The organism is Halosegnis sp., from assembly GCF_042216475.1.
Taxonomy (GTDB): domain Archaea; phylum Halobacteriota; class Halobacteria; order Halobacteriales; family Haloarculaceae; genus Halosegnis.
This window is the reverse complement of record NZ_JBDGTV010000014.1, coordinates 113,448-137,497: the sequence shown is the minus strand read 5'-3', so window position 1 is coordinate 137,497 and position 24,050 is coordinate 113,448. Positions and strand designations below refer to the sequence as shown.

Here is a 24,050-nt window from a genome sequence, read left to right as displayed (position 1 = left end):
TGGAGGGCGGGAGAGAACGGTGAGGCGTCTACGCCGGCGTCACTCGCCACGTCGTCGCGCTCGTGTACGACCACTTTTCAATCTCGATGTCGCTTGCGGAGTCGCGCAGCTTCACCATCAGCGCGCCAATTTCCTTGGGCGAGAGTCCTACCTCGTCGGCAATGAACTTCGACTTGAAGTACATCTCGCCGTCAGACGCCTTCTGCTTCAGGTAGCGCTTCAGGCGACTCTCCTTCGTGTCGGTCTCGTTTGCGGGGGTTTTGACGCTCATGCTTCGCCTCATTCACCCCATTGCCCTACGGGGGCATATAAACGAAGGAAGCTTCGAGTCGATTCGGGCCTTTTCCGGGTCGAATTGCGATGAAAGGTACCTTTTACAAATACCTGAGAAGCGCTTAGACGTTTTATAAATTGTTCTCAGGCCGCAATGTACCTACGGAGAGCGTACCGAAGTTGCCTCCGAGCAGCCGCTCACGACCCGTCGCGCTCGGCCTCGTGGACCCAAAACGTCTCCTCGGCGGTGACCTCTTTCTTGAAGATAGGCACCTCGTCTTTCAACCGATTGATGCCGTCGGAGACAGTCTCGAACGCCTCTTCGCGGTGTCCTGCGAGCACGACAACGAACACGATATCCTCGCCGTCAGGGATAACGCCCTGTCGGTGGTGCATCGCGACCTCGAGAACCCCTTCGCGCTCCTCGAGTTCCGACTCAATGGTCCGCATCGTCCGCTGAGCGACGCCGTCGTACATCTCGAACTCTAAGTACTCCGTTGGAGCATCCTCCTCGCTGTCACGTGCCCGTACTCGTCCGGTGAACGTCGCGATAGCACCCGCGCGGTCAGCAGACGGTGCGGCCTTCACCTGCGCGACGAGCGACTCTAGCGTCTCGTGTTCCGGGCGGTCATGGAGCCGTTCGATCACCGTCTCTACATCGAGACTGGCCGCGTCGGGTGCGCTCGCCAGCGTGTCGCCGGCCTCGACGCTGCCCAGTGTCACCTGCGGTATCCGCGCGTCAGGAAACCCGACGGCGAGCGTATACTCATGGTCGGGGGCGAGCCGGTCGAGTGCATCCGTTAACGACATCTCGACGTCGCTCGTTGCGTCCCAGCCGTCGCCGATATTATACGTGGTTGATGCCTGCACCTGCCTGAGGCCGCCGTCTGCGTGCAGGTGCCCACGACGTGGCCCGTCGCCATCCTCCACCAGCCGCCTGACGACTGCCGTCCGCCCGTCGAGTGCCCCTGCAAGCTGGCCGACGGCCCGCGTTGCCTCCGGACCGACGATGCCAAGTGCGTACATACCCGGTGGTTCGCCGCCGCGGGCTTGTAGGTGTCGCCCAGGGGTTGACAAGTCTTAAGCGGCGAACGCGGGTCGTCGTTACTAATGAGAGTCGTCGTATCCGTCGGCGGCAGCGTACTGGTGCCTGACCCCGATACCCACCGGGTTGAGCCGTACGCGGCCGTCATCGAGTCGCTTGTCGAGGCCGGCCATGAAGTGGCTGTGGTGGTCGGCGGTGGTGGCGTCGCTCGTGAGTACATCGGTGCCGCCCGTGAGTTAGGCGCCAATGAGATTGAGCTCGACCAGCTAGGCATCGCCGTTACCCGGCTCAATGCCCGCCTCCTGCTGGCAGCTCTCGACGAAGCGGTGGCCGCCTCGACCGTCTCTACTGACTACGAGGGGGCAGACGAGGCACTCCACCGTGGCGATGTGGCCGTCATGGGTGGCGTCGTCCCCGCACAGACGACCGATGCCGTCGCTGCCGCGCTAGCCGAGTACGTCGACGCCGACCGGCTCGTCTATGCTACCTCTGTTCCCGGTGTCTTCTCGGCAGACCCTAACGAGGCGGCTGACCCTGAGCGGTACGACGAACTGTCTGCGGGCGAACTCGTCGCCACCATCGCTGAGATGGAAATGACCGCCGGCGCGTCTGTGCCGGTTGACCTGCTGGCGGCGAAGGTGATACAACGTGCCGGCCTCGAGACGGTCGTTCTCGATGGCTCGGACCCCGAACGGGTCAGACGGACCATCGAAGACGACACCTTCGATGGCACGCGTGTGGTCCCCGATGCGGCCGGTGGTGGGCAGTGACGACCCCACACACGCTCGCAGACCGCCGCTACGATTTCTGGGCTGACGCCGCTGCAGACGCGATAGAGGAGCGGAATCCCGACGCCCCAATCGTCATCAAGGGGGGCATCTCACCGTCCGGCGTGCCCCATTTCGGTAACATGAACGAGGTCATGCGGGGCCACTTCGTTGCGGAAGTACTGCGCGAGCGGGGCCATGAGGTGCGACACGTCTTCACCACCGACGACCGTGATCCACTCCGGAGTCTCCCCCGGAAGCTCGCGGATCTTGACGGGAACATTGTGGGATTGGGGGAGGTGGATGCCGCGGCCCTCGGCACTAACCTCGGCAAGCCATACACCGACGTGCCTGACCCGTTCGACTGCTGTGATTCCTACGGTGACCACTTTTCGACGCTCATCCGCCGGTCGGCCGACCTGTTGGGCGTCGACATTGAGGTGGTGTCGAACACGGCGCTTTACGAGAACGGTACCTTCGAGCCGGTGACCCAGCTGCTCCTTGAGAAGCGTGAGCAGGCCCGCAATCTGCTCGCCGACTACCAGAGCACCGTCGACGAGTCATATGTCCCGTTCAACCCCATCTGTGCGTCGTGTGGCAAGGTGACGGAGACGGTGACAGCTGTAGACGCCGCAGCCGGCACCGTCGACTACCGCTGTACGGACATGGAGGCTGGCGGCCAGACGATTGAGGGGTGTGGCCACGAGGGGACGGCAACCCTCCGAGAGGGGAAACTACCGTGGCGGTTCGAGTGGCCCGCCCAGTGGCGCGTACTCGGCGTCGACTTCGAGCCGTTCGGAAAGGACCACGCCGAGGGCTCTTGGCCTTCTGGCGAACACATCGCGCGTGCCTTGCTCGACGACGAGCCGCCCGTCCCGATGACATATGAGTGGTTCACGCTCAACGGCGAGCCGTTCTCCTCGTCGGCTGGCAACGTCGTGATGGTCTCGGAGGTGCTGGAATTGTTGGAGCCGGAGGTGGTCCGCTACTTCTTCGCGAAGGATCCGAAGCGGGCCCGTGACTTCGACATTGAGCGGCTCGACCAGCTGGTCGACGAATTCGACCGATTCGAGCGGCTCTATTTCGGTGAGACGGACGGCACCGAGACAGAGCGGCGGCGCGCCGAGCGGGCGTACCCGTTCGTCGTCGCCGATCCAGACCCGAACCGCGTCCGGATACCCTACCGGTTCGCGGCCGTGCTCGGGATGACCGACAACGACGACCTGCGCGAGACGATGGCACGCCGCTCTGGACACATCCCTGCGGATGCCGACGCCGACCAAGTTGCGGCCGCACTCGCCCGCGTTGAGAAAGCCCGAAACTGGGCTCTCCGCACCGACAACGCCTACAACTATCGACTCGCTGAGGAGCGCCCGGACGTGAGCTTCGACGATACGACTCGCACGGCGTTGGCGGATCTTGCAGCGTTTATCGAAGCGGAGTCACCCGACGAGGAGTCACTCCAGGGCGAGATTTACGAGATTGCTCGCGAACACGGCGTCGATGTGGGCGACTTCTTCACCGCCGGGTACCGGCTGTTTCTCGACGAATCAGAGGGGCCACGGCTCGGTCCGTTCCTCGCGGCCCTGGACACGCAATTCGTGCTCGAGCGGCTCAGGCTCGAGGGCTAACCCGGGTGATGCCGGTGAATTCGAAGCGGGCACCGCCCGACTCGCTTTCTGCGACCGCGATGGACCAGCCGTGTGCCTCGGCAATCTCTTCCACGATGGCCAGCCCAAAGCCCGTCCCTTCCTCGGCTGTCGTGTAGCCGCTTTCGAAGATTCGCTCGCGATCTTCGGCCGGCACACCTGGTCCGTTGTCGGCAACGTAGAAGCCGCCCGGGGTGTCACCGACAGTCACGGTCACGTCTGGCCCGGCGTGCTCGACAGCGTTGCGGATGAGATTCCCGAGGAGTTGTCGGAGCCGGGTCTTGTCGGCCGATAGCGTGAACTCTGTCTCAACGGTAAGTGTCGCCTCGTCAGTTGCGACACCCTGCCACGCGGCCTCCACTGCATCCTCGAGCTCGACCGGCTCTAGCTCGTCGATGTCGCGACCGGCTCGTGCCAGCGTCAGCAGGTCATCGATGAGTTCGTTCATCCGGTCGATAGCGTCGTAACACCGCTGGAACTGCTCAGGGTCGCCTGTCTCCTCAGCCAGCTCGAGCCAGCCGTCGAGTACGCTCAGCGGGTTGCGCAGGTCGTGACTCCAATGGAGGCGAACCGTTCCAACTTCTCGTTCTGCCGGCGGAGCCGCTCCGTTGTCTGCTTGTGTTGGAGTTCGTAACTCACCCACCGACTCATCAGGTCAACGAGCGTCACCTCCCACTCGGAGAATTCGCCAGCCCGCGGCTCGTCGTCGTAGAAGCAGAACGTGCCATACACGCCGTCTGTGCCGAACACGGGCGCGCCGATGTAGCAGGCGACGTTCCACTCGGTGAACGCCGCTCTGCGGCGTTCTCGCTCATCGTCGCTGACATCGCCGAGCACGACCGTTCGCTCGCCGGTCGCCACCGTCTCGCAATATGTCGCCGACAGTGGCACCACGTCGCCAGCCGACACGAGGTCGCCCTCGGCGTCGACTATGTCGACATGGTAATCCTCGCCGCGTATCCTGGAGAGTACGCCGTAGTCGGCGCCGAGTTCTGTCCGCCCGAGCGCGAGCAGCGCTTCCACCTGTTCATCGAACGGCCGATCGCGGTCGGAGATGATATCGTACATCTCCCGGAGCACCCGCTGCCGTTGCTCAAGTGCTGCCTGCTGGCGGCGGTAGCGGGTTACGTCGTAGAAGTACACTGACAGCCCCGACGGCGTCGGATATGCCCGCACATCGAAGTGAGCGTCCAGCGGGGGATACTCTGCCTCAAACGTGACGGGTTCTCCCGTCTCGACGGCCTCGTGGTATTTCTCGTAGAATGTTGTGTCAACGGCGTCGGGAATCGACTCCCAGAGGTGTCGCCCCTCGACACTGGCCACGCTGTCGTCCATCGCCTCAGCGAGGATACGCCGGCCGTTCTCGTTACACTGGGTTACGTACCAGTTATGATCGACGGCGAAGAAGCCGTCTGACATCCGGTCGAGCACGCCGTGGTCTGGCGCCGCCTCTTCGCCGAGGTCACGGATCACGGCGGCGTATAGCCCGTCAGCGTCGGGCACCACCCGTAGTCTGACCTCGCAGGGAATGGGGCCGTCTGAGCCAGCCAACTCTGCCTCGACACGACGCTCTGCCCCCTCGACGACGGCCTCGACGGCCGCGGCGACTGCCTCAGCGGTCGCCTCGGTGAACAGCCGCGCCACGTCGAGGCCGGCCAGCGCCGTCTCTGTGCGGCCCGTCGCTGCCTCGAGCGCACGATTCCAGTCGCGAAGCGTCCCCGCCTCATCGAACGCGACGAACGGCTCATCGAGCGCGTCGATGAGTGCCGGGACGTCCGACTGTCGTGTCGATGCCACTATACCGAGAAAGCGGATAGAGGTGTATATAATTGTCTGCGAGGGCGCTGTCCCGCGCCGGGACCCGGAACCCTCTTGCGCGGGCCGTTCTTCCTCCCGACAATGGTAGACACCCTGACGCTGGTCCTTGCGGCCGTGGTGGGGTACACGGTGATGGGACTAGCCGTCAAGCGCCGTGGTTTGCTCCCGCGGTGGGTTCGGCTGTCGGGCCCCATCACGACCCTCCATACGGAGCGGGGGAGAGTCCTGCTTGACCGGCTCGCCGCGCCCAAGCGGCTCTGGCGGGCGTGGGGGAACCTCGGCGTCGGCATCGCGCTCGTCGTGATGGCGGGATCGTTCGTGCTCGTGCTGTTCGCCGGCCTGCAGGCACTTGCGAACCCTCAGCCAAGCGCGCTTACACAGCCGCGCAACGTGCTCGCAATCCCCGGGGTCAACGACTTTCTCCCGCTGTCGGCGGCCGTCGAGATTGTTGCTGCGCTGCTGGTTGGGCTCGTCGTCCATGAGGGGGGACACGGACTGATGTGCCGCGTTGAGGATATCGAGGTAGATTCGATGGGGCTCGCGCTGCTCGCGTTTGTCCCCATCGGCGCGTTTGTCGAACCCGACGAGGCATCACGAGACGCCGCGAGTCGCGGCGCACAGACACGGATGTTTGCGGCCGGCGTCACCAACAACTTCGCGGTCGCCGCCGTTGCCTTCGCCCTCCTGTTCGGACCGGTCGTCGGCTCTATTGCCGTCGTCTCGGGGGTACCTGTCGCAGGCGTGCTCCCCGGCGCTGCGGCCGCGCAGGCCGGCATCGACCGCGGCGACGTCATCACCGGCGTTGAGGGATCGCCCGTCGCCGACGGCGAGGCGCTTGATACCGCCCTCGCCGGCACAAATGCCCGGACAGTCGCGGTCCAGTTGCGCTCCGGCGAGACGGTAACGGTCGAGCGATCACTGGTCGTTACCGGCGCTGTTGCCGATGCGCCACTGCCGGTGAATGCCACTATCGTCGCGATCAACGGCACTACCGTCCACACAGAGCAGGCGTTCCGCGCGGCGCTGTCCGACCGCGAGGTGGCCCGCATTACGACCGCCGACGGCGAGACAGCGACGACGCCGGCGGGTGCGTACACTCGGGTCACGCCCCCCGAACGCGGCCAGTCGCCGCTGGCGAACGCTAGCGGACTGGGCGGCGAACGATTCACCATCACCCGGTTCGATGGCCAGCGAATCGTCGACGGCGAGGCACTCGGCGAGGCGCTTGACGACACAGAGCCCGGCCAGCGGGCCACCGTGACGGGCTACCACGACGGCGAGCGGCGAACCTACGAGGTACGGTTAGGCGACAACCCCCGGGAACCAACCGGTTTCCTCGGCGTTAGCATCCGTCGAGGGACCAGCGGGATGACGGTCGACGACTTCGGTATCGACGAGTACCCCGCCGCGACGTTCCTCGCCGCGCTGGGCGGCGACACCAATGACCCGCGGTTCGGCGCCGTCGATGGGCCGCTCACCCGGGCGTACCTGACGCTATCGCTGCCCTTCGCCGCTGTCACGTTCCCTGGCATCGACCACCCGTTCCCCGGCTTCGTCGGCGTCTATGAGAATTTCTACGTGGCCGGCGACGGGCCGCTATCGTTCCTCGGCACCGGCCTCCTGCTACTGGTCGGAAGCCTCCTCTTCTGGACGGCTTGGATAAACGTCATTATCGGGCAATTCAACTGCGTGCCTGCATTCCCGCTCGATGGCGGTCACATCCTCCGGACATCAACGCAGGCTGTCGTCGCGCGGCTCCCCGTCGACGACAAGCACGCTGCCACTCGTGCGGTGACCGTCTCCGTTGGACTGTTGATGCTCGCCAGTCTGCTATTGATGGTGTTCGGGCCGCAACTGCTCGGCTGACTGGCCGCGAACCGAATCGCCCTTCTGGGCCGACCGCCTATCCAGGGTATGGACCGACGCGAAGCACCGGCTACGGAGGAGGGGTGGTACGCGCTCCACGACCTCAGACGAATCGACTGGGACGCGTGGCGGGCGGCAACCGAGCGCGAGCGCGAGCGCGCACTCGAGGAGGGAGAGGCATTCCTGCAAGCCCACGAGGCGCTCGAGGACGCCGACGCCGGCGGTTCGGCTGTCTTCACCGTTGCTGGCCACGAAGCGGATATCATGCTGCTGCACCTGCGGCCCTCAACCGCACACCTTGATCGCGCCGAGCGGGCCTTCGAGCAGACCGCCCTCGCGGCGTTCACCGAGCGAACCTACTCGTATCTGTCTGTCACGGAGGTCTCTGGCTACCTGACGGAGGAGTTAGCCGACGGGCTAGAGAATATCGAGTCCGATGGTACCCGCCAGTACATGCAACAACGGCTCTATCCGTCGATTCCCGACGCCGAGCACGTCTGCTTCTACCCGATGGACAAGCGCCGTGGCCCAGACCAGAACTGGTACGATCTCCCGATTGAGGAGCGGCGGGAACTTATTGCTGGCCACGGTGAGGTTGGCCGCGAGTACGCCGGCCAGGTGACACAGATTATCACTGGTTCGATGGGGCTTGACGACTACGAGTGGGGTGTCACACTGTTCGCCGACGACGCGACGGCTATCAAGCGGCTGCTCGCCGAGATGCGGTTCGACCCCTCTTCGTCGCGGTACGCGGAGTTCGGCCCCTTCTACTTCGGCCGCCGGTTCGCGCCCGCCCACCTCTCGGCCTTATTCGCGGGCGAGCCACTGCCTGCCTATGGGACCGACGAGGGAGACGAGACTGGAGATACGGACGGGACAGACGAACAGACCGACACGGCTGTCGCGACGGCACAGCCCGACGACGGCACTGCGTCAAGCGACACCGGAGCCGCAGCCGCCGGCGACGGCGGTCGTCCTGACACAGGTGGACCGTCTCACGAGGAGACGAGCGCAGCAGAACTCGCAGAATCGCTCCGGCGGGTCGGTATTGATGTTGACGACCACCCCGACGCAGGGTACGGACTCCTGTTCTTCAGCGATGAAGACGCCGAGCGGCTCGTTGAAGAAGTGGATGGCTTGCGCGGCAATTTCGATCATTATGATACGCACGTGGTAACGACGGTACGCGCGGAGTCTGGCCGTTCGGCGGTCGTCTCGTTGTGGGCAAATGAGCGGGCCGCCAACACCGCCTCTGGCTTCCTCGCAGACCTGCCAGGCGTTGGTGAGGGGCTCGGCGGGCCCGTTGGGTCGGCCGACAGCTCGCCCGAGCGCGCAGCCGACGATGAGACCGCTGCCGGAGCTGACGGGTCTCAGGAGGCCGCCGTGAACGGAGCCACTTCTGCGACCAATCCCGCGGGCACCGCCGACGATGACGACATCCGCGGCGCGCTTGCGGATCTCGATATCTACGCGGGCCAGCCCCACGGCGAGGATGTCTACGCGATGGTGCTTTACTCGGAGGCGGACATCGCAGACGTGCGTGAGGAGGTAGCGTCGCTTTCCAGCGGATTCGACCGCTACGATACACACGTCCGGACGGCGCTATACGAAGGGACGGCCACCGACCGTGCGGCCGTCGTCTCGCTGTGGGAGACACGCGACGCCGCGGACACCGCCGGTGACTACCTCGCGGACCTCCCCGGTATCGTCCGGCGGGCTGGCGAGGGATCGAACTTCGGCACGATGGGAATGTTCTACACGGTGAAGCCGGAGTACCGCGAGGAGTTCCGTGACCGCTTCGAGACGGTCGGCGAGATGCTCGCGGAGATGGATGGCCATCTTGAGACGGATCTGATGGTAAACGACGACGACGAGAACGACATGTTCATCGCCAGTCAGTGGGAACGCGAGGAGGATGCGATGGCATTCTTCCGTTCAGACGACTTTCGCGAAACGGTCCAGTGGGGGCGGGAAGTGCTGGCCGACCGGCCGCGTCACGTCTTTCTCGCGTAGTCAGTCTGCGGCCCGCTCCGGGAGGAGGCCCGCCTTCCGGAGGTCATCGCCGTCGACACTCGTCCGGTAGTCTTCTGCCTCCATCCCGTCGAATCGGTCGACACCGAAGTTCTCCGCGTACAACTGTTCGACCTGTTCGCGCTCCGCGTCCGACAGCGGTGGCACCGTCGCCGTCGCGGCCCACTCGTCGATGTCGGCCGTCGAGCGGAACGTCGGTGTTACCGTCGCAACCTCGTCGTACGAGAGGAGCCACGCGAGCGCGGCCTGTCCCATCGTACGCTCGCCGTCCCGCTCCAAGAACCGAAGCGCGTCGACCTTCTCCCAGCCCGTCTCGTACCACTCGTCGGGCCGGAACCCACGGTGGTCGCCGGCGTCGAGTTCCGTCTCAGGCGTGACCTGCTCGTTCAGAAGGCCTGAGGAGTGCGGAACCCGCGGAACTAGTGATGTCGGGCTATCCTCGCGAGCGACCGTCTCTACGAAGTGGCGATGGACGTCCTGCTCAAGCATATTGCCGACATACTGGACGGCATCGAATTCTCGTTCGATGGCGAACTCCCCTTCGGCAAGCCAGCCGATAGACGGCCCGAGCGCAACACCAATCGCGTCGGCAATGTCCTCCTCGCGGAGTTCGTCGAGCAGTTCCAGCACCTCGTCGGTGAGTTCAGCCACATTTGGGTTGTGCAGCTGTAGGTGATCGACGTGGTCGACCCCGAGTCGGTCGAGCGAGCGGTCGACCGCCTCACGGAGATAGTCGACAGAATACTCCTTCGGGAGTTCGCCGTGGCCTGCCTGCGGGTTGTTGTAGAAGTCGTAGCCCACCTTGGTGGCGATGGTCATCTCATCGCCCCGCTCGGCGAGTACCTCGCCCAGCAGCTCCTCTGAGCGGCCGTGCCCGTAGACGTCGCCGGTGTCGAAATAGGTGATGCCAGCATCGAGCGCGTACTCGACCATCGCCAGTGCGTCCGATTCGTCGCGGTCACCCCACCAGTCTGTGCCGACGACCCAGGCACCGAAGCCAATCTCGCTCACCTCGACCCCCGAATCGCCGAGTTCGCGGTAATCCATACCCCCTGTTTGTGGTTCCATCACTTAGCGGGAACGGTTGTGCGGCTAGTCGGGATACTTCGGCTCACGCCGCTCGGCTCGCTCCAGCGCCCGCTCCACGACCGCCTGGACATCCCCATGGAAGGCGTCGCCGTGGCCGGCATACAGCCCTTCGACGGTCTCGTCCATCCGGTCGAGCAGCTCCCGAATGGAATCGATGAGCCGCTCGCGGTCGTCCGTCGGCCGGTCAGTCTTGCCGAAGCTGCCGTCGTCGAAGGCCGCGTCATTGTAGACGACAGCGTCCCCCGAGAACAGCCGCGTGTCGGTCAGGAATGCGACGTGGTCACGGCCGTGTCCTGGCGTGAACACGACCTCTGCCGTCTCGTTCCCGACTGGCACGCGGTCACCGTCGGCAAGCTGATGGGTGCGGTAGTCGTGGTCGGCGTACGCGTATACCGCCGGGTCGAAGGCCTCGACCACCTCCTTGAGTGCGGCGACGTGATCAGCGTCTTGGTGGGTGATCAGGACGGCCTCGAGGTCGTTGACGTGCTCCTCAAGGACATCGGCGACGCCGTCCATCGCTCCGGCGTCAACGAGCGTCGGCTGCTCGCCAGGCACGAGGAAGGCGTTGCTGGTGAACGTCTCTGCCGCCGCCGTGGCGTTGATTGGCTCCATGTTGGGGGGTGGGCGGCCGGCCGCTTGAGGATGGCGGGCCGGACATAGGAGTTTTCCGTGCGTACCAGTTAGTCACGAATGTCCATGGGCTTCGGGAGCTACGACGAGTCAGAGCAGGAGAATCAGGACTACGACACGGACTTCGAAGACGAGGACGGCATCAATGCCGCCGAACACGACCACAATGGGGAGGTCGAGTTCGAGTTTGAAGAGACGTCCAGCGATGAACTGCTCGACCAGTTCCAGCAGATGAAGGAGGACCAGGCAGAGGCCGAAGCCGAGGAGTAGTCGGTGGCTGCGCCCGGTCGGGTCGTCGGCGTCGCCGAGTCGTACGACTCCGCCGAGAGCACGCTCGCGGCCGCTGTCCTCCGCCGCGACCGCGCGGTCGACGGGCTAGCGTTTACACGCTGTACCGTCGGCGGCACTGACGCGACTGACGCTATTGTTCGACTTGTCGCCGATCTTGAGCGCCCCGACGCGCAGTTTCTCTTTGTCGCCGGCATCGCGCCCGCGTGGTTCAACCTGCTTGACCTCCACGCCCTCGCTGACTGCCTCGACCGCCCGGTTATCTCCGTCTCCTTCGAGTCGAGCCCGGGACTCGACGGCGCGCTCCGCCGCGAGTTCGATGGCGACGCGCTGGCCGACCGACTCGCAGTCTACGAGCGCCAGCCGCCGCGCCATGAGCTCCGTGTGGCTGGCAATCAACTGTGGATACGAGCAGTCGGCTGTCCGCCCGACCGCGCGAGCGAGGCCGTCCGCGTGTTCACCCCAGAGGGCGGTCGGCCAGAGCCGCTGCGGGTCGCACGGCTTGCCGCCCGAGCCGGCGATGCCCTCGTTCGGTCGGATTCATAGGGGCCCGGCCCCTCCTCCGCGTATGAGCATGGACGGACTTTCGGTGACCGACTGCGAGCGGTGTTCAGCGCTGTGTGAGTCGCGCTCGCGCATCGTCAACGGGGTCGGACCAGCGGACGCTGATCTCGTATTTGTCGGCGAGGCCCCCGGTGCGAACGAGGACGCGGAGGGGGAGCCATTCGTCGGTCGGTCGGGCGACGTGCTTGACGCCGCACTCCGCAAGGCCGGTCTCGCGCGGGCTGATGTCCGCATTACGAACTGCGTACGGTGTCGCCCGCCCGACAACCGGGACCCACACGTCGCGGAACTCGACAACTGTCGGGAGTTCCTCGCAACCGAACTACAGCGGCTTGACCCGTCGCTGGTCGTGACGCTCGGGAAGGTGCCCTCCGAGCACCTGCTTGGACGATCACTCTCGGTGACCGAGGCAGCCGGCGAGACATTCGATGCCCGCGTCGACGAGGTGGCGTGTCGCGTACTCGTCTCTGTCCATCCGGCGGCGACCCTATACGACCGGAGCCAGCAGGAGACGTTCGAACGGGCTGTCGCCAGGGCAGCCGACCTTGCGGGGCTGGGCGACGGCAACAGTGGCCAGTCGCGGCTCGGCGAGTTCTAAACGCCGAGCCACTTGCGCGGGTTTGCGAGATCGCGCAGCCCCTCAAGGAATCCCTTCGAGTCGTGTTCGCTTGGGCGAAGCCGGGCCCGAAGTCGCGAGGAGGTCAACTCGACGGTGAGGACGATGAACACGACCATGATGAGTCCAGCAACAGCCTTGTCGAACTGGAGCAGACCGATTCGGCCATTAATATACTGGCCGATCCCGCCCGCCCCGACGACGCCAAGCGAGATGGCGATACGGGTGTTTATTTCGAGGATGTACAGCGTCCAGGCGACGAACGATGACGAGACCTGTGACAGCATACCGAAAGAGATGACTTGCGGCCAGTTTGCCCCCGTCGATCTTATGGCCTCGATTGGGCCCTCATCTATCTCTTCGAGCTCGTCAGTGAACAGCCGTCCGAGGTTGCCGATGGTATCTGTCGCGATAGCCAGCATCGCGCCGATAGGGGAAATCGAGGCTAGAGGGATGTAGATGAGCACCCAGACAAGCGCAGGCACCGCTCGGATAGTACTCATCGTCCCGCGGAAAAGGAAATTGAACGGGAACGGCGTCACTCGCTCGGAGCCGAGTACGCCGAAGAGGAGTGCGAGCGGGAATCCTAACACTGTCCCAGTGAAGCCTATGACAATCGTGAGGATAGCCCCCGAGACGAGCAGGCCACTGGAGCCGGTCGCTGCCGTCGCAACGAACGTTCCGGGGTTCGTGAGCGAGCCGACGAGTCCCTGCCAGCCGCTGAGCTCGTTCTCCTGTGAGTAGACGGTGAAGTCGACGAAGTTCGGCGAGAGGAAGTCACGGATGCTGTCGATAAACGTCGGCATCTGCCGACCGAGGTCAGCGAACAGTTGGCTCACAGAGCTACCGGCGAGATAGCCCAGCCCGAAATACGTTGCAGCGGCGATACTCACGAGCAGCGAAAGTAGGCCGATGCGTCGGAATAGCGTTCGTCGTTCGATGCGCTGAAGCGTGTTAGCGATTTGACCGTCGGTAGATGGGTCTGCAGGTGTCTCGGCCGTGCCGCCGTCCGCTCGTCGGTCGTCGTTCATTCGGCTGCACCCCCGCTGGGCGCCGCGGCATCGACCGTCTGCTCATCGTCGGCGTACGCTCCAGCGGTGTCCTTGCCATAGTAGAGGTCGTCGACGACGTCCATCGATAGTTCCTCACGGCTGCCGTCAAACATCACTTGACCTCCCCGGATACCGATAAACCGGTCGCCGAACTCCCGGGCGATGTTCACCTGGTGTAGAGAGGCAACGGTGGTGAGGTCCCGTTCCTCTGCTGCCCGCTTCATGTAGCCCATCACATCTCGGGCTGCTTTCGGGTCGAGACTCGAGACAGGCTCGTCGGCGAGCAGGAGTTCAGGATCCTGGACGAGTGCGCGGGCGATGCCGACCCGCTGTTTCTGGCCCCCCGACATCGAGCCAGCCCGCTGTTCGGATTCTTCGAGAAGGCCGACCGTGTCGAGCGCACGGAGCGCGGCCTCTTTATCAGCGGTCCGGTAGGCAGTTAGCAGGCTCCGCAACCATCCTGCCCGCGAGAGCGCACCGGTGAGGGCGTTCCGATAGGCGGACATCGACTCGATGAGGTAGTGCATCTGAAACACCATCCCGACGTCGGAGCCGGCCCCGGGCGGGTGGCCGTTGATTGTGACCTCGCCGGTAGTCGGCGTCGTGAGGCCATTGAGGACGCGGAGGAGTGTCGATTTGCCGGCCCCCGAGGGACCGAGCACGACGACAAACTCTCCTTGGTCGACATCGAAGGAGACGCCGTCGAGTGCGACGGTGTCACCACCGTAGACCTTCCGCACGTCCGAGAGTGAGACAACCGGCATGTACCAGCAAGAATTGTGTAAACGGCCTTTAGTTGCCCGGTCTTGGCTCCTCTCAGGAATCGAGGAAATCCGTCTCGATACCTAGCTCCTCGGCCACGTCGATAACAGGCTGATACTGCTCGACGTCGGCAGGCCGGACATCGCTGAACCAGAGGTCATCCTCCGTGTCGGCCTCACCGTCTGCGCCGAGATACATCGACTCGGGAGCATCTTTCAGCGCATTCACGAGTTCAGCCTGTTCGTCGTCGGACAGCTCTGGCGACGTCACGATAGGTGCACGCGGAATGCCGCTGTACGTCTTCACGTACTCGTAGCCGTCTTTCAACTCGCGGTTGTCGTTGAGCGTGATGAACTTTCCAACGCCGGCCGCCGCGACCTGGTCGTTCGCCAGTTGCTCGAACGCCTGGGCGTGCCCCGAGAACGTCGCGTCGAAGTCGGCGCTCCCCTGTTCCTGTGGGTAGCCGCCCACATCGAGGCCTGCCTGCTTCAGCATGAACAGCGGGAACAGCGCGCCTGATGCCGACAGTCGGTCGGCAAAGCCGATGGTCCGCCCCTCAAGATCAGCGAGGCTGCTGATGTCCGACCCCGTCTTCGTGACGATGACCGACGAGTACTCCCACGAGCCATAGGCGTACCGCTGGAGGGCGATATTGGCCTTGCCGGCTTTCACACCAAGGGCGGCCGCGAACGGACCGGTCTCGGCCATATCGGCCGTTCCGGAACCCATTGCCTGCAGCACGGCGCTGTAGTTGCGTGCGTACTTCAGGCTCGTCGGCAGGCCCGTCTCATCGCTGAGATACTCCTTGACCGGCTGGTACTGCTTTTCCATCAGTTCCTGTGGCTCGGAGGGTGACATGACGAAGTTCACCTCGCCGTTGTTGTACGGCACTGGTGTCTCCGTCGCGGTCGGCGTCCCCTCCTCGGTCGCCGTCGTGCTGTCGCCGCTGCCACCACTACTCCCGCTACACCCGGCAACGAGTCCAGCGACCCCCACGGTACCGGCCGTCTTGAGGAACGTACGTCGGTCTGTCATACAGACGTGTGACTGATTTCACAACAGAATAAAAAACGTACCGATTCGGGGTATATAGCTGTCGAGACCCGAACATAGCGGAACCGACTTGACCTGGCGTCGCCAACCGCCGAATATGAGCGACGAGACGGCGGTGGTGGTCGTTGATTACGGGTTGGGCAACCTCCGGTCGGTGACACGCGGGCTAGAGCGGGTCGGCGCGGATGTCACAGTGACCGACGCCTCGCCCGCGTTCGACGCGGCCGACGGCGTCGTGCTCCCGGGCGTCGGCGCGTTTGCGGAGGGGATGGAGAACGCCGCGCCGCTTCGAGACGCGCTCGTTGAGTACGCCACGTCGGGTCGGCCGCTGTTCGGTATCTGTCTCGGCATGCAGATGCTTCTGTCGAGCAGCGAAGAGGCCGACCGCGAGGGACAGGGTGACGCCGAGGGGCTGGGGCTTGTCCCCGGGCGGAACGTTCGGTTTGCCGAGGGGCAAAAGGTGCCCCACATGGGATGGAACGAACTCGCTGTCCAGCGCGACCACCCGCTCGTCGAGGGGGTAGCCGGCGAACATGCCTACTTCGTCCACTCTTACTACGCTCGGCCGGACGACGAAGCGGCCGTCGTTGCCACCAGCGACTACGGCGTTGACTTCCCGGCGGTCGTCGCCAACGAGGCCGGCAACGTCTTTGGGACGCAGTTCCACCCTGAGAAGTCCGGCGAGACTGGCCTCCGTATCCTGCAGAACTTCGTCGACTACTGTAGCGAGCGGTGAGACGGCGCTACGCCACGTAATCGAACCACTCGTCGTGGTCGTCGGTGCGCCGCTCGACCACCTCGAAGAAGGCGCTCTGTAGCTCCTCGGTGACAGGACCACGGGTTCCCTCGCCGATGACGACATTGTCCACCTTCCGGATTGGCGTCACCTCGGCAGCGGAGCCGGTGAAGAACAGTTCGTCAGCAGTGTTGAGTTCTCCACGGGAAATCGTGACGTTGTCGTGGACAGTGTAGCCGCGCTCCTCTGCAAGTGTAATAACCGTGTCGCGAGTGATGCCGTCGAGGATGGATTCGCTCAGGCCTGGGGTGAATATCTCGCCATCCCGGACCATGAATAGGTTCTCGCCGGGCCCCTCCGCGACGTTCCCTTCCTTGTTAAGGACGATGGCTTCTGCGTAGCCGTTGCGCCGTGCTTCTTCGCCCGCAAGCAGGCTGTTGACGTACAGTCCAGTGGTCTTGGCGTTCGTTGGGATTTGGCTGGAGGCGTGTTTCCGCCAAGAAGAAATCATCACGTCGATTCCCTCCTCAAGAGCCTCCTCACCGAGGTACGCGCCCCACGGCCACGCGGCGATGGCGACATCGACGGGACACTCGCCCGGCGAGACACCGAGCTGGTGGTATCCGTAGAAGGCAATCGGACGGATATACGCTGACTCGAGCTCGTTGCGCCTGAGGACGCCCACTGTCGCGTCGGTAAGCGTCTCGCGGTCGAAGGGAATCTCAAGATCGTACGGCTTGCCGCTCTGGTAGAACCGGTCTAAATGATCGTCCCACCGGAAAATCGCTGTTCCGCGTTCGGTGTCGTACGCGCGCACCCCCTCGAAGACACCTGTTCCGTAGTGGAGTCCGTGCGTGAGCACGTGTGTCGTCGCGTTCTCCCAGTCGACAAACTCGCCGTTCTGCCAGATGACGCCGTCTTCTTCCATCTCCTCGAACGCGCTCATACGCCGGACGTAGGCTGGCGCCGACTTAAATCCGCGAGGATTCCGCGAGCCGCGCGAGCAGGTCCGTCCCTTCGACGTACGCGAAGCCGTGCCGGCGAGCGTACGCACGGGCGTCCTCGGGTGAGAGTGCACCACCCGTCTCGTCGTCGAGCATCTCGCAGACGACGGCTGCCAGCGGCTGGTCGGCAGCGTCGGCCAGTAGCAGCGCAAGCTCCGTATGGCCTTGCCGGTCCCCCGCAGACGGGGCCGCCCGGAGCAGGTGGACATGGCCGGGCGCCCGGAACTCGGCGGCGAAGTCAATCGACTCGGGAACGCGGGCTGCCTCGCCGAGCCGCGCGATGGTCAGGGCGCGATCATCATCAGTAATCCCCGTGAACGTGTCGCGGTGGTTGACCGACAGCGAGAACGACGACCGCTCGTCGTACGCGAGTTCGTGGCCAGCCGCAGCGGGATGGTCGACTATCTCCTGCATGAACGGGAGGTCCCACGCCTCGGCGACCGTATCCGACAATGCGACACAGACGAGACCGCCGGCGTCCGCTCGGAGGCGACGCACTGCGGCCGCGTCGACGGCGTGGGCCGGGTAGACGAGGTCGGTCTCTCCTTCACGGTCGGCGGCATCATGAATCAGGACGGGCTCGCCGCGACGAAACGCCGCGACGCTCTCGGCGACGGCAGCCGTTGCGCTATCTGGCCGTGACACTGACCGTCACCTCCTCATCGTCGTCAAGATCGAGCGTCTCCCGGAGCTTCTCTGGAGCGATGACCTCGAGCTGATCGGCGCCATGGTGGGTGCGCTCGGGCGCAATGACGTGTGCCGACTCGAACTCGCCACCCGCGGCCGAGACCGTGGCCGGCCAGCAGAACGCTGGCCCATACGTGCGCTCGTCGTCCTCCCAGCCGTCAATACGGACGGGATCGAGCCCGTCCATCCGGGCGCGCGCTTCGACACTCTCGGCGTCGAGTTCCACATTGAGTGTCCCGGGGAACGGCTCGTAGCCCAGTCGGTCGACGAACTGCTCCATGTAGCCAGGCAGGGAAATATAGTGGCGGCCCTCCCCCATCCCGCTCGTGACACGTCCCGTCAGCTCGACGGCTGCCGACCGCTCGAAGATGCGGCGGTACTGTTCGTACTCGCCTCGTAGTGTCCGCTCGCCTGCGTCCGTAAGCACGACACGCTGGCCATCGCCAAGCAACTCTCGCTCGACAACGCCGGCCTCCTCGAGTCGCTGGAGTCGCCGGGAGGCCGTCTGGTTCGAGGCGTCCAGCCGGTCGGCGAGCGTCGCGCACGTGACGGTTACCGGGCCGTCGACTGCGCCAAGCAACGCCAGCTGTTTCAGCGTCGCGAGTTCGTCGGGACCGACCGACGCCGTCTGCTCTTGCATACCCGAGGGTTGGTCTGGTCGCCGTATAAGCGTAACGAATGTGGGGAGCGTAACAGAATCGTGATGAACCGGGCGCGCGACCAGCTCATACTCGGACCGGCCGGCGTATGAGGGTTTCGCCGATCAAGCGTACGGGTCTGTCTCCCAGAAGTCACTGCCTCCCTTCAGATGTGGCACCCACGTGTCTTCCTCGCGGGCGAGCAGCACCACCCGCGACTGTGGCACCTCGCGGAGCGTATTGTGGTCGGGGAGGAACTCACGCATCTCCTCGGCAAAGGCCCGCACGGCGTCATGATCTGGCATGTTCGCGTCGTCCAGTCGGCCACGCGAGTGACCGACGTACATGTACGCTTTCAGCTCAACGAAATCGACGTCCGCGCGCTGGCACATCGTTGCGTACCACTCGGGGGTGTGCATGTTGACGCCGTCGACAAGCGTCGTCCGGACCACTGTCCGGGTTTCCTCCTTGCCGGCGAGCACGTCCAGCGTGTCAAGCAGCCGCGGCCAGGCGTCGTCCTCGACGGCCCCAACAGTCTCATCGAACGTATGGCGGTCGGCAGCGTCGACGGAGACGTACAGCTGGGTGGGGTCACACTGCCGAAGCACATCGGGCCGGGTACCGTTCGAGACGAGGAACGTCGTGATGCCGCGATCGTGGAACGCCTCGATGAGTTCCGGTAGGTACGGGTACAGTGTCGGCTCGCCATCCAGCGAGATGGCAACGTGGCGGGGCTCCATCGCCTCCTCGAAGACGTCACGTGGCACCTCGTCGTTGCCACCGAACCCTGACAGTAGGGTCCGCTGGAGATCGATAGAGGCGTCGACGACCGCCTCTGGGTCATCCCACTCCACCTCGTCGAGTTCGTAGGCGTGACCTGCATGGTCGCGCCAGCAGAAGACACACCGCTCGTTACATTTCACAACGGGTGTCATCTGGATACAGCGGTGCGACTGGATGCCGTAGAAGTGGTTTTTATAGCAGCGGCCCTCCCCTCGCAGGGCATTTGCCGTCCACCCACACGTCTGTGCAGCGGTGTGGTTCCGATTGTGGTAGTCCGGGTCGTCCACCTGTTTTGGCCCGGAATCGCTCATACACCTGGGTCAGGACGGGCAGGGGTAAACCCGTCGCTGTTGCCGTAGCGCGGCGTCCGTTCGCAAACCCCTTTACCGCCCGCCAGGAACGACGCGTATGTTCATCGCCTTCCGCGAGGAAGTCACCACGGCGCTCGCCGAGGCACTTCGCGCGTGCGGCTACCCGACCGACGACCTCGGCATCGAGCGGCCGCCCGAGGATGTCGACGCCGTGCTGGCTTCCTCGGTTGCCTTCCGGCTCGCGAGCGAAGCGGGCGCGCCGCCCCCGCAGGTCGCCGCCGAGGTGGCCGAGGCCGTCGACCTCTCTGAGGCGACGTACGTCGGCGACGCCACAATGCAAGGACCGTATGTGAACTTCACGCCCGCTGAGCCGTACTTTGCGGGCGCGCTGGCAGTCCGAGACGACGCCGGCCAGCTCCCCGCGACTGGCAAGTCCATCGTCGTCGAGCACACGAGCGCGAATCCGACTGGTCCGGTCCACGTCGGGCGGGCGCGCAACCCCATCATCGGCGACGCCGTCGCTAACCTCCTGGAGTACGCCGGGCACGATGTCGAGCGGCACTACTACGTCAACGACGCTGGCCGGCAGATGGCCGTGTTCACATGGGCGTACGAGCGGTTCGACGAGTCCGACCTCCCAGAGCCGGAGCGGGATCGCGCGGAGTACGACCTCGTGCGCTACTACCGGAGGGGCAACGAATTCCTCGAGGGAGAGCTTCCGGAGGCGACCCCCGACGCGATTGAGGACGCGGAAGCCGAAATTGACGCCATCCTCCAGGGACTGGAGGCGGGCGACGAGGCGACGTACGAGCGGGTGAGCGAGGTAGTCGACGGTGTGCTCGCGGGGATGAAAGAGTGTCTTGCACGGCTCCCCGCGGCGTTCGACGAGTTCGTCAAAGAGACACGGTTCATGCGGGACGGCTCTACCGACGATGTCGTCGAGCGGCTGCAGGCGCTCGATGAGGCCATCTACGAGGAAGATGCCTGGCAGCTCGACCTTCCAAACTTCGAGAAGAATCTCGTGTTCTTGCGATCGGACGGCACCTCGCTATACACTACCCGCGATATCGCCCACCACGAGTGGAAATTCAACAACTTCGACCAGGCGGTTACTGTCCTCGGCGAGGACCACAAACTCCAGGCCGGTCAACTGCGAGAGACGCTTGACCTGCTGGGCCATGACACCGACCGGCTGGAGACTGTCATTTACTCGTATGTGAATCTCCCCGATGGGAAGATGTCCACGCGCGCGGGGACAGGGGTCGACCTTGACGACCTGCTCGACGAGGCTATCGATCGCGCCCGCGAGGAGGTAGAGGTGCGGTTAGAGAGCCGTGAACGCGACGACGATCCGGACGTGGGACGCATCGCCCGGCAGGTGGGTATCGGTGCCGTCCGGTTCGACATCGTCTCTAAGCAGCCGACGAAGGCTATCACCTTCGAATGGGAGCGCGCGCTCGATTTCGAGGCGCAGTCGGCGCCATACGTCCAGTACGTCCACGCCCGGTGTTGTGGAATCCTCGCCGACGCGGGTGAGGTGCCAACGAACGCCGATGTCGGCGCGCTGACTCACCCCGCTGAGCGCGACCTGTTGCGTGCAGTCGCGCGGTTCCCTGCCGTCGTTGACGAGGCGGCGACCGAACTTGAGCCCCATCGGGTGGCGACATTTACCCGTGAGTTTGCGGAGACGTTCAATGCTTTCTACCGCGAGTGTCCTGTCCTCGGAGCCGAGGACCCCGCTGTGCGTGACGCCCGGGTGGCACTCGTGGCTGCCGCCCGCCACACGGTGGCGAACGCCCTCGACGTGCTCGGCGTCGCCGCCCCCGATTCCATGTGATTATCCGATGAGAATGGTTCCCGCGATGAGATTGCCGCCAACAAGGAGGACGGCCGCCGCCCCCAGTCCGAGCGCCAGCAGCAGGAAGATGACTATCCACGACATCGGAATCGATGAATCGACGTCCTCGGGGTCGGCCATACCGGTCGAATACACACCCGGGGTGTAAACGTTAGCGAAACGAGAGCGCCGTCGTCGACAGACACTTCGCCGCAACCGGACTACACGTCCGTGTGTCACTCTCTCCGGATACCGAGACGCTCCGGCGTGTCGCCCGGCTCCGGCGGGTGATTGCCGATCTCCAGGCACACGAGACACCTGACGAGCGGCTCGTCACCGTCACGGTCCCTCCCGAGACGCCTGTCCACGAGATTGCCGGCAGACTCACCCGCGAGTATGCTGCGGCCGCCGACATCAACACATCAACGACTCAGACGGCCGTCAGAGAGGCGCTCGCGGCGCTTCGCGACCACCTCCGCGAGTACGATACTGTCCCGGTAAACGGGCTCGTACTCGCGGCGGGCGTGCTTGATGAGGCTCGCGTCTGGACGCTCGACGTTCTCCCTGCGTCTGTCCCGTCGCTTCGGGTCGAGCGAGACCAACGGTTCCGTATCGACCCGCTGCTCGCGATGTGTCCCGACCCAACCCCCGAGCGCGACGCCGCGCTGCTTGCTGACCTGTTTGCCCGACGCAACGGCGACGGGACGGCAGTCGCAGGATTCCGACCGACCCGACGGGAACTCACCGTCGGCGCCGTCGAGCAGCTCCTCATCTCTGAGCGACTGGTGGCCGATGTCGCCGTTTATGACTGTCCCGAAGGCCACGAGACGCATACGCTCATCGCGTCCGACGAACCAACGCCTGATCGCGACTGTCCCGTCTGTGGGGCAGTAGCCAATGGTGAGCGGGCCGAGCCAGCCGAGGCTGTTACCCACCTACTCGCTCTAGCCGACCGCCATGGTGGAGACCCGACCCTGGTGACGCCTGCGGCTGATTGCGGCGAGCGGTTTCACGCGGCATTCGACGGCGTTGGCGCGCTGCTCCGGTACCCGACGGGCGAATGAGTCCGAACGCACTTGCCCACCGGCCCCATCACAACTGTATGGACTGTACGCGTTGCGGTGGGCCGATGGTGCGCTACGAGGTGCCGTTCGACCTCCGCGAGTACGTGGATACTGACCACGCGGCTACATGCACACGGTGTCTCGCCGCCGAGCCGGCCGAGGCCGGTGGCGAGCCGGACTTTTCATCGGTTTCCGAGGAGTTTCCCGATGGGACAGCCGGCGCGGCGATGGCGCTGGCGCTCGGCAAGCTTGATTCGCTGGCACTCAATCGCCGGGATATCGAAGCATTGCTCAGTGCAGTGGAAGCAGCAGGAGTCGATCCGCTTTTGGTGCTCGACCGGCTCGCCGCACAGGGGAATCTCCAGCTTCACTTCGACGCCGACGGACGACGACGACAACTCGAACAACTGCTCTAATCGAGTCGACCAAGCGAGTGGCTCTGGCATTGACCTCCTCCCACCCCTGAAGGGGTGGGCTTCCACGCGCGGTGGACATCCCGGTGATGCTCCACCCGGTGGCAACGCTCTCCTCGCGGGTACTCCGGTTTGCGGGTGTCTGGGTTGGCCCCGGATGGGGGCTGGCGTGTTCGCCCTCGCGGGCCGTATCCACGCCCAGCGACCGTCGCCCCCGGTTGCGCACCGGGCCGCAGGCCGGGCCATCGGCCCGACGCACCGCCGCGGATGGCGGTGCGTCCCACGCCGGCGTAGGGGTGCGTTTTGCTTGCCCTCGCGGGCCGCGTGGACGCCCTCGCGGGAACGGTGTGGTCGCCGTTGTCCAGCGGGCAGACCCCACCCCAACTGCCAGATCTTCGCCGTCGTGCGTACCTCTACGTACGGCTGTCGGCAGACTAAACGGTGGGGATGCAGACAGTCATCGACGGTGGACTGGCGGGCCGTGCCGTCGCTCTGCCCCACCCGTGAACGGGTAGGCGTCCGCTCGATATGTGTCAGACGTCCAGTTCGAACTGTTGGTTCTCGACGACGGCGTTGAGCACGACGCTCGTGTTCGACTCCTTGATGTCCGGGTCGACAAGCAGCTCCTTGATCTGTTCGTTCATGTGGTCCGTATCGGTGAATTTCCCGATGGCGATAATGTCGTGGTCGCCGGTCACCTCGTAGACCGAGGTCATCTGTTTGTGTTCGCGCAGTCGGTCGGTGATGTCCGTCAGCGCCGAGCCCTCGCACTTCAGCTGAATAATGGCGGTGACATCGTAGCCGAGTTCGCCGTAGTCGACGACAGGCGTGTACCCGTCAATGATACCCTGTTCCTCAAGATCGGAGATATGGTTCGACACCGTAGTAACGCTCACATCGAGTTCCTCCGCGAGCGAGCGCAGCGACGCTCGGCCGTCCCGCAGGAGTGCGTTCACTAACTTCCGGTCGAGGTTTTCGTACGTCATTACAGCCACCCTCGCTCGCCATGCACTATAACTTTACGAATATTCAGTTTCGAGTCAAGCGTGGTGGCTTTTGCGAGGATAGATAGGG

Annotated in this window: 26 protein-coding genes; 11 read left to right on the top strand and 15 right to left on the bottom strand. The window is 64.5% G+C overall.

Annotation, left to right across the window (positions count from 1 at the left end; genetic code table 11):
- Positions 1 to 28 precede the first annotated feature (28 nt).
- Both ABEJ63_RS10370 and ABEJ63_RS10365 read right to left on the bottom strand, forming a co-directional pair.
- Complete coding sequence (locus ABEJ63_RS10370) at positions 29 to 271, bottom strand: hypothetical protein (protein WP_375796296.1); 243 nt, start codon at positions 269 to 271, stop codon at positions 29 to 31.
- 200 nt (positions 272 to 471) lie between these two features.
- Complete coding sequence (locus ABEJ63_RS10365; protein ID WP_375796295.1) at positions 472 to 1,299, bottom strand: molybdopterin synthase; 828 nt, start codon at positions 1,297 to 1,299, stop codon at positions 472 to 474.
- 84 nt (positions 1,300 to 1,383) lie between these two features.
- Here ABEJ63_RS10365 and pyrH point away from each other — a divergent pair, with 84 nt between their 5' ends.
- Together pyrH and lysS are read left to right on the top strand one after the other, a co-directional pair.
- Positions 1,384 to 2,088 (top strand): UMP kinase, encoded by a 705-nt coding sequence (pyrH, locus tag ABEJ63_RS10360; RefSeq protein WP_375796294.1) that lies wholly within the window; start codon positions 1,384 to 1,386, stop codon positions 2,086 to 2,088.
- Complete coding sequence (gene lysS / locus ABEJ63_RS10355) at positions 2,085 to 3,716, top strand: lysine--tRNA ligase (RefSeq protein ID WP_375796293.1); 1,632 nt, start codon at positions 2,085 to 2,087, stop codon at positions 3,714 to 3,716. Before pyrH ends, lysS begins: the two co-directional genes overlap by 4 nt.
- On the opposite strand, the gene ABEJ63_RS10350 is transcribed toward lysS, so the two are convergent.
- Together ABEJ63_RS10350 and ABEJ63_RS10345 are read right to left on the bottom strand one after the other, a co-directional pair.
- Positions 3,700 to 4,377, bottom strand: a complete 678-nt coding sequence (locus ABEJ63_RS10350; protein ID WP_375796292.1) for a sensor histidine kinase — start codon at positions 4,375 to 4,377, stop codon at positions 3,700 to 3,702. The two genes, lysS and ABEJ63_RS10350, sit on opposite strands and share 17 nt — an antisense overlap.
- Positions 4,266 to 5,531 carry a PAS domain-containing protein gene (locus tag ABEJ63_RS10345; RefSeq protein WP_375796291.1) on the bottom strand — a complete coding sequence of 422 codons (1,266 nt, stop codon included), beginning with the start codon at positions 5,529 to 5,531 and terminating at the stop codon, positions 4,266 to 4,268. Before ABEJ63_RS10345 ends, ABEJ63_RS10350 begins: the two co-directional genes overlap by 112 nt.
- A 102-nt stretch (positions 5,532 to 5,633) precedes the next feature.
- Between ABEJ63_RS10345 and ABEJ63_RS10340 the strand changes: the two genes are divergently transcribed.
- A complete protein-coding gene (locus ABEJ63_RS10340) occupies positions 5,634 to 7,418 on the top strand; it encodes a site-2 protease family protein (protein WP_375796290.1) in 1,785 nt (594 codons plus the stop codon).
- A 48-nt stretch (positions 7,419 to 7,466) separates the two neighbouring features.
- Entirely contained in the window at positions 7,467 to 9,431 is a 1,965-nt protein-coding gene (locus ABEJ63_RS10335; RefSeq protein ID WP_375796289.1) for a heme-binding protein, read from the top strand.
- Here the strand turns inward: ABEJ63_RS10335 and ABEJ63_RS10330 are convergent, their stop codons facing one another.
- Positions 9,432 to 10,496 (bottom strand): aldo/keto reductase, encoded by a 1,065-nt coding sequence (locus tag ABEJ63_RS10330; RefSeq protein WP_375796288.1) that lies wholly within the window; start codon positions 10,494 to 10,496, stop codon positions 9,432 to 9,434. It lies immediately after the preceding gene.
- Between the two features lie 45 nt (positions 10,497 to 10,541).
- Positions 10,542 to 11,150 carry an MBL fold metallo-hydrolase gene (locus ABEJ63_RS10325; protein ID WP_375796287.1) on the bottom strand — a complete coding sequence of 203 codons (609 nt, stop codon included), beginning with the start codon at positions 11,148 to 11,150 and terminating at the stop codon, positions 10,542 to 10,544.
- 84 nt (positions 11,151 to 11,234) lie between these two features.
- Between ABEJ63_RS10325 and ABEJ63_RS10320 the strand changes: the two genes are divergently transcribed.
- Genes ABEJ63_RS10320 through ABEJ63_RS10310 form a run of 3 tightly spaced genes read left to right on the top strand, consistent with a single transcriptional unit; the run spans position 11,235 to position 12,618 of the window.
- The gene (locus tag ABEJ63_RS10320; protein WP_375796311.1) at positions 11,235 to 11,438 is read left to right on the top strand and encodes a DUF5786 family protein; all 204 of its coding nucleotides are present in this window, start codon (positions 11,235 to 11,237) and stop codon (positions 11,436 to 11,438) included.
- Positions 11,439 to 11,441: 3 nt separating this feature from the next.
- Complete coding sequence (locus ABEJ63_RS10315; protein ID WP_375796286.1) at positions 11,442 to 12,002, top strand: DUF99 family protein; 561 nt, start codon at positions 11,442 to 11,444, stop codon at positions 12,000 to 12,002.
- 22 nt (positions 12,003 to 12,024) lie between these two features.
- On the top strand, positions 12,025 to 12,618 hold the full coding sequence (locus ABEJ63_RS10310) for a uracil-DNA glycosylase family protein (RefSeq protein ID WP_375796285.1): 594 nt from the start codon (positions 12,025 to 12,027) through the stop codon (positions 12,616 to 12,618).
- On the opposite strand, the gene ABEJ63_RS10305 is transcribed toward ABEJ63_RS10310, so the two are convergent.
- Genes ABEJ63_RS10305 through ABEJ63_RS10295 form a run of 3 tightly spaced genes read right to left on the bottom strand, consistent with a single transcriptional unit; the run spans position 12,615 to position 15,485 of the window.
- Positions 12,615 to 13,667: a phosphate/phosphonate ABC transporter permease gene (locus ABEJ63_RS10305; protein ID WP_375796284.1), complete on the bottom strand. Its 1,053-nt coding sequence runs from the start codon at positions 13,665 to 13,667 to the stop codon at positions 12,615 to 12,617. The genes ABEJ63_RS10310 and ABEJ63_RS10305 overlap by 4 nt on opposite strands.
- Positions 13,664 to 14,452, bottom strand: coding sequence for a phosphonate ABC transporter ATP-binding protein (locus tag ABEJ63_RS10300; RefSeq protein ID WP_375796283.1), 789 nt, complete (start codon positions 14,450 to 14,452; stop codon positions 13,664 to 13,666). The genes ABEJ63_RS10305 and ABEJ63_RS10300 overlap by 4 nt, the downstream gene beginning before the upstream one ends.
- Before the next feature lie 52 nt (positions 14,453 to 14,504).
- The gene (locus ABEJ63_RS10295) at positions 14,505 to 15,485 is read right to left on the bottom strand and encodes a phosphate/phosphite/phosphonate ABC transporter substrate-binding protein (RefSeq protein ID WP_375796282.1); all 981 of its coding nucleotides are present in this window, start codon (positions 15,483 to 15,485) and stop codon (positions 14,505 to 14,507) included.
- 115 nt (positions 15,486 to 15,600) lie between these two features.
- On the opposite strand from ABEJ63_RS10295, the gene hisH reads away from it, so the two are divergent.
- Positions 15,601 to 16,239, top strand: a complete 639-nt coding sequence (hisH, locus tag ABEJ63_RS10290) for an imidazole glycerol phosphate synthase subunit HisH (RefSeq protein WP_375796281.1) — start codon at positions 15,601 to 15,603, stop codon at positions 16,237 to 16,239.
- A gap of 7 nt (positions 16,240 to 16,246) precedes the next feature.
- Here the strand turns inward: hisH and ABEJ63_RS10285 are convergent, their stop codons facing one another.
- The 4 genes from ABEJ63_RS10285 to twy1 form a co-directional block, all read right to left on the bottom strand.
- The gene (locus ABEJ63_RS10285; protein WP_375796280.1) at positions 16,247 to 17,185 is read right to left on the bottom strand and encodes a branched-chain amino acid transaminase; all 939 of its coding nucleotides are present in this window, start codon (positions 17,183 to 17,185) and stop codon (positions 16,247 to 16,249) included.
- Between the two features lie 25 nt (positions 17,186 to 17,210).
- A complete protein-coding gene (ribB, locus tag ABEJ63_RS10280; RefSeq protein ID WP_375796279.1) occupies positions 17,211 to 17,888 on the bottom strand; it encodes a 3,4-dihydroxy-2-butanone-4-phosphate synthase in 678 nt (225 codons plus the stop codon).
- Positions 17,872 to 18,570, bottom strand: a complete 699-nt coding sequence (locus ABEJ63_RS10275) for a DUF120 domain-containing protein (protein WP_375796278.1) — start codon at positions 18,568 to 18,570, stop codon at positions 17,872 to 17,874. The genes ribB and ABEJ63_RS10275 overlap by 17 nt, the downstream gene beginning before the upstream one ends.
- A gap of 123 nt (positions 18,571 to 18,693) precedes the next feature.
- The gene (gene twy1 / locus ABEJ63_RS10270) at positions 18,694 to 19,662 is read right to left on the bottom strand and encodes a 4-demethylwyosine synthase TYW1 (RefSeq protein WP_375796277.1); all 969 of its coding nucleotides are present in this window, start codon (positions 19,660 to 19,662) and stop codon (positions 18,694 to 18,696) included.
- A gap of 97 nt (positions 19,663 to 19,759) precedes the next feature.
- Between twy1 and argS the strand changes: the two genes are divergently transcribed.
- Positions 19,760 to 21,499, top strand: coding sequence for an arginine--tRNA ligase (gene argS / locus ABEJ63_RS10265; protein ID WP_375796276.1), 1,740 nt, complete (start codon positions 19,760 to 19,762; stop codon positions 21,497 to 21,499).
- On the opposite strand, the gene ABEJ63_RS10260 is transcribed toward argS, so the two are convergent.
- Positions 21,500 to 21,640, bottom strand: coding sequence for a hypothetical protein (locus tag ABEJ63_RS10260; RefSeq protein WP_375796275.1), 141 nt, complete (start codon positions 21,638 to 21,640; stop codon positions 21,500 to 21,502).
- Positions 21,641 to 21,732: 92 nt separating this feature from the next.
- On the opposite strand from ABEJ63_RS10260, the gene ABEJ63_RS10255 reads away from it, so the two are divergent.
- Positions 21,733 to 22,563 (top strand): hypothetical protein, encoded by an 831-nt coding sequence (locus ABEJ63_RS10255; protein ID WP_375796274.1) that lies wholly within the window; start codon positions 21,733 to 21,735, stop codon positions 22,561 to 22,563.
- 38 nt (positions 22,564 to 22,601) lie between these two features.
- A complete protein-coding gene (locus ABEJ63_RS10250; protein ID WP_375796273.1) occupies positions 22,602 to 22,979 on the top strand; it encodes a DUF6276 family protein in 378 nt (125 codons plus the stop codon).
- Positions 22,980 to 23,509: 530 nt separating this feature from the next.
- Here the strand turns inward: ABEJ63_RS10250 and lrp are convergent.
- Entirely contained in the window at positions 23,510 to 23,962 is a 453-nt protein-coding gene (gene lrp, locus ABEJ63_RS10245; protein ID WP_375796272.1) for an HTH-type transcriptional regulator Lrp, read from the bottom strand.
- Between the last annotated feature and the right edge of the window lie 88 nt (positions 23,963 to 24,050).

Excerpts from the sequence above, each read along its gene's own strand:
- ABEJ63_RS10320 (WP_375796311.1), top strand. The coding sequence starts at position 11,235 with ATGGGCTTCGGGAGCTACGACGAGTCAGAGCAGGAGAATCAGGACTAC.
- twy1 (WP_375796277.1), bottom strand. The coding sequence starts at position 19,662 with ATGAGCGATTCCGGGCCAAAACAGGTGGACGACCCGGACTACCACAAT.
- lrp (WP_375796272.1), bottom strand. The coding sequence starts at position 23,962 with ATGACGTACGAAAACCTCGACCGGAAGTTAGTGAACGCACTCCTGCGG.
- ABEJ63_RS10365 (WP_375796295.1), bottom strand. The coding sequence starts at position 1,299 with ATGTACGCACTTGGCATCGTCGGTCCGGAGGCAACGCGGGCCGTCGGC.
- ABEJ63_RS10285 (WP_375796280.1), bottom strand. The coding sequence starts at position 17,185 with ATGAGCGCGTTCGAGGAGATGGAAGAAGACGGCGTCATCTGGCAGAAC.
- ABEJ63_RS10300 (WP_375796283.1), bottom strand. The coding sequence starts at position 14,452 with ATGCCGGTTGTCTCACTCTCGGACGTGCGGAAGGTCTACGGTGGTGAC.
- hisH (WP_375796281.1), top strand. The coding sequence starts at position 15,601 with ATGAGCGACGAGACGGCGGTGGTGGTCGTTGATTACGGGTTGGGCAAC.
- pyrH (WP_375796294.1), top strand. The coding sequence starts at position 1,384 with ATGAGAGTCGTCGTATCCGTCGGCGGCAGCGTACTGGTGCCTGACCCC.
- ABEJ63_RS10305 (WP_375796284.1), bottom strand. The coding sequence starts at position 13,667 with ATGAACGACGACCGACGAGCGGACGGCGGCACGGCCGAGACACCTGCA.
- ABEJ63_RS10370 (WP_375796296.1), bottom strand. The coding sequence starts at position 271 with ATGAGCGTCAAAACCCCCGCAAACGAGACCGACACGAAGGAGAGTCGC.
- argS (WP_375796276.1), top strand. The coding sequence starts at position 19,760 with ATGTTCATCGCCTTCCGCGAGGAAGTCACCACGGCGCTCGCCGAGGCA.
- ABEJ63_RS10260 (WP_375796275.1), bottom strand. The coding sequence starts at position 21,640 with ATGGCCGACCCCGAGGACGTCGATTCATCGATTCCGATGTCGTGGATA.
- ABEJ63_RS10340 (WP_375796290.1), top strand. The coding sequence starts at position 5,634 with ATGGTAGACACCCTGACGCTGGTCCTTGCGGCCGTGGTGGGGTACACG.
- ABEJ63_RS10250 (WP_375796273.1), top strand. The coding sequence starts at position 22,602 with ATGGACTGTACGCGTTGCGGTGGGCCGATGGTGCGCTACGAGGTGCCG.
- ABEJ63_RS10325 (WP_375796287.1), bottom strand. The coding sequence starts at position 11,150 with ATGGAGCCAATCAACGCCACGGCGGCGGCAGAGACGTTCACCAGCAAC.
- ABEJ63_RS10335 (WP_375796289.1), top strand. The coding sequence starts at position 7,467 with ATGGACCGACGCGAAGCACCGGCTACGGAGGAGGGGTGGTACGCGCTC.
- ABEJ63_RS10275 (WP_375796278.1), bottom strand. The coding sequence starts at position 18,570 with ATGCAAGAGCAGACGGCGTCGGTCGGTCCCGACGAACTCGCGACGCTG.
- ABEJ63_RS10330 (WP_375796288.1), bottom strand. The coding sequence starts at position 10,496 with ATGGATTACCGCGAACTCGGCGATTCGGGGGTCGAGGTGAGCGAGATT.
- ABEJ63_RS10310 (WP_375796285.1), top strand. The coding sequence starts at position 12,025 with ATGAGCATGGACGGACTTTCGGTGACCGACTGCGAGCGGTGTTCAGCG.
- ABEJ63_RS10295 (WP_375796282.1), bottom strand. The coding sequence starts at position 15,485 with ATGACAGACCGACGTACGTTCCTCAAGACGGCCGGTACCGTGGGGGTC.